Raw genomic sequence first — 2,920 nt, forward strand, 5'->3', positions numbered from 1 at the left:
CCGTTGTGGCGGGCCCACGCCCACAACGACTACGACCATCCGCGCCCCCTCCTCGACGCTCTCGACCACCGCTTCGGCAGCGTCGAGGCCGACGTCTTCCTCGTCGGCGACCAACTCCTCGTCGCCCACGACCCGGCCGGCCTCGACCCCACCCGCACGCTGGAATCCCTCTACCTCGGCCCGCTCGCCGCCCGCGTCCGCGCCCACCACGGCTCGGTGTACCGGGGCTACCGCCGACCGCTCCGGCTGCTCATCGACATCAAGACCGAGGGTGCGTCGACGTACCTCGCACTCGACCGTCATCTGCGGCGCCACCGGCACCTGTTCACGACGTTCGCGCACGGCCGCGTGTACCCGGGCGCGGTCACGGCCGTGATCTCCGGGGACCGGGCCGCCCGGGTGCCCATGGAGGCGCAGACGGTGCGGCGCGCCTTCTACGACGGACGGCTCACCGACCTCGCGAGCGCGAAGCCCGCGCCCGCCTCCTTCATCCCGTTGATCTCCGACAACTGGACGCTCAACTTCACCTGGCAGGGCGTCGGTCCGTTCCCCCGGGCCGAACGCGCCAAGCTGCGCACGATCGTCTCGACGGCCCACCGGCGCGGGCAGACGGTGCGGTTCTGGGCGACGCCCGATCTGGCGGGCCCGGCGCGGGACGCGCTGTGGGCAGAGTTGATCGCGGCCGACGTCGACCACCTCAACACGGACGACCTCGCGGGCCTCGAAGCGTTTCTGGACGCCCACCGGTCGGCGTAGGCACGACATGGTCGACACCACTCGTTCGGCGGACATGTCAGCCGCACGGACGAACCCTCCGTTACGCCACACTTGCGGCCGAATGCCGCGAAGTGGGCGTGGCGGAGGAGGTTGACGATGGCCATTTCCATCTCTGTGGTGGTGCTGCTCGTGATCCTGACGGTGGTCTTCATGCGCAACGGCGCGCTGAAGTTCTCGCACGCCGCGGTCTGTGTGCTGCTGGGTTTCTACATGGCCGGCACGAGCCTGGCGCCGACCATCCACAACGGCCTGACGGCCACGGCGGACATCGTGAGCAGCCTGAACCCGTGAGGCTCAGGCTTTCGTGAAGACGCCGATGCCGTTCGGCACGGCCCGTTCCGCGCCGTCGCTCGGATGGTTGCGGACGGTGACCGCGCTCGCGCCGGGCGCGCGGGCGACCAGCGTGGAGGAGCCGCCGCCGTCGAGGCTGAACGCCTCGACGGAACCCAACTCCCTCAGCGTGTCGGCCACTTCGGCGATGGTGAGACCGGTCCGGTAGGCCGCGGCGCCGTCCAGGGCGAGGAGCAGGAGGCGGTGGCCGCCGTCGGCGATGCCCGCGGCGGTGCGTACCGCCGAGGTCGTGTCGTCGAGGCCGGGGAGCGGCCGGCCGCCCCGCAGCACCGGGTAGCCGCCGAGCGCGAAGGCGTACGGGGTTCCGGTCGAGGCGACGAGGACGTGCTGCACCTCCACCGAGTCGCCGGGGGAGAGCCTGCGCAGCCGCTGGGCGCCCGCCTCGCGCCCGACGAGGACGGTGGCGCCGGCCGCGATGGCGCCGCTGCCGGGGGTGCCTGCCGAGCCGACCACGCGGCCGTCCTCGACCAGCACCTCGTGGGTGTCGGTGCTGCACGGCGCCGCCCGGTCGGTGTCCGTGCCGCAGACGGCGCGCATCCGGGAGACGCTGCCCCAGTCCGGGGTGAACGCCCCCACGGAACCGACGGGCAGGGCGTACTGGTTGAGGCCGCGGAGCGGGAGATCACCCTCGGGGGTGGTGACGGAACCGTCGAGGGCGAGGCTGTCCAGGCGGGCCGTGCCGTCGGTCGTGACGCCCAGTACGTCCTCGGTGCTCGTGCCGGGCGGCAGGGACGGGCCGAAACGCTGGCCCTTCGGTACGGCGGCCTTGAGCGCGTGCCCGCCGGCGACGGCCGGCCCGACCGGCGCCCCGGTGGCCGCGACACCGGGGTGCTGGGTCTCGGTGTTGTTGAAGAAGTCGCCGTTGACCCCGGCCACGGCACCCGCCGAGGTGGCCAGCCGGGACACGGTCGCCCGCGCGGCCACCTTCGTCGGGTACAGCAGCCCGACGCCCACCTGGCGGTTGCGCAGGTCGACGCTCAGCACATGGGCGTGCGTCAGGCCCATGGCCGCCCGGATGTCGAAGTGGGTGTACTCGACGCCCGGCGCGACGGTGACCGCCCTGGGCGCGCCACTGGCCGGTGCCGCCCCCACGAGGGCCGCGCCGGCCAGCACACTCCACGCCGACAGAAGCGTCAGTACCGTTCTGAACCGTCCAGCACGACGCGTCACGGCGCCCCCCGATGTCTCGTCAACTGTCCCAGGACTCAGGGGAAGTGCACCAGACGACTACCGGCCGGGCGGCGCCTCGGCCCCGACGACGCGGGAACGGGTGAGAAAACGCACCCCTTCGGGTGCTTCCAGGGAGAAACCACTGCCCCGGCCCGGTACGACGTCGACGATCAGCCGGGTGTGGCTCCACACCTCGTACTGGCTGCGGGACATCCAGAACCCGATCGCCTCGTCGACCCCGTCTACGGTCAGCTCCGCGAGGAGGACGTCCGAGTCTCCCGTACGGAACTCGCCGTCCGGGTAGCACATGGGGGCGCTGCCGTCGCAGCAGCCGCCCGACTGGTGGAACATCAACGGGCCGTGGGCCGCCCGCAGCCGCCGAAGGAGATCGGCGGCCGCGGGGGTCAGCTCTACGCGCGGGACAGCATCCATGACCGCAGTCAACGCCTCGCCAGGTTGCGAGGACGTTGCGTGCCCCGGGGCGTGCTTCAGGACGTGCTCCGGAGCGAGCGGTCAGCTCTCCGGGCGGCCGTCGGCGCGGTTGCGGCGGCGCAGCAGGAGCAGCCCGCCCACGAGGGCCGCGACTCCGCCCGCGGCGGTCCAGGCCGGGAAGTCGGACGTG

At 72.7% G+C, this 2,920-nt stretch carries 5 protein-coding genes; 2 read left to right on the forward strand and 3 right to left on the reverse strand.

Going from position 1 to position 2,920, the window contains the following annotated elements; all coding sequences use genetic code 11:
* Together AWZ10_RS26050 and AWZ10_RS26055 are read left to right on the forward strand one after the other, a co-directional pair.
* Nucleotides 1-756, forward strand: a 756-nt coding sequence (locus AWZ10_RS26050; protein WP_060892131.1) for a phosphatidylinositol-specific phospholipase C/glycerophosphodiester phosphodiesterase family protein, incomplete at its 5' end; no start/stop codon positions are given.
* A 117-nt stretch (nt 757-873) separates the two neighbouring features.
* Nucleotides 874-1,068, forward strand: coding sequence for a hypothetical protein (locus AWZ10_RS26055; protein ID WP_060892132.1), 195 nt, complete (start codon nt 874-876; stop codon nt 1,066-1,068).
* A 3-nt stretch (nt 1,069-1,071) separates the two neighbouring features.
* Here the strand turns inward: AWZ10_RS26055 and AWZ10_RS26060 are convergent, their stop codons facing one another.
* From AWZ10_RS26060 to AWZ10_RS55790, 3 genes are all read right to left on the reverse strand, one after another.
* Nucleotides 1,072-2,298 (reverse strand): phosphodiester glycosidase family protein, encoded by a 1,227-nt coding sequence (locus AWZ10_RS26060; RefSeq protein ID WP_244172545.1) that lies wholly within the window; start codon nt 2,296-2,298, stop codon nt 1,072-1,074.
* Nucleotides 2,299-2,355: 57 nt separating this feature from the next.
* Nucleotides 2,356-2,730 carry a DUF779 domain-containing protein gene (locus AWZ10_RS26065; protein ID WP_046705695.1) on the reverse strand — a complete coding sequence of 125 codons (375 nt, stop codon included), beginning with the start codon at nt 2,728-2,730 and terminating at the stop codon, nt 2,356-2,358.
* Nucleotides 2,731-2,811: 81 nt separating this feature from the next.
* On the reverse strand, nt 2,812-2,920 hold a 109-nt coding region (locus AWZ10_RS55790), incomplete at its 5' end, for an LPXTG cell wall anchor domain-containing protein (RefSeq protein WP_159058336.1).

The organism is Streptomyces europaeiscabiei (genome assembly GCF_001550375.1).
Lineage (GTDB): Bacteria > Actinomycetota > Actinomycetes > Streptomycetales > Streptomycetaceae > Streptomyces > Streptomyces europaeiscabiei.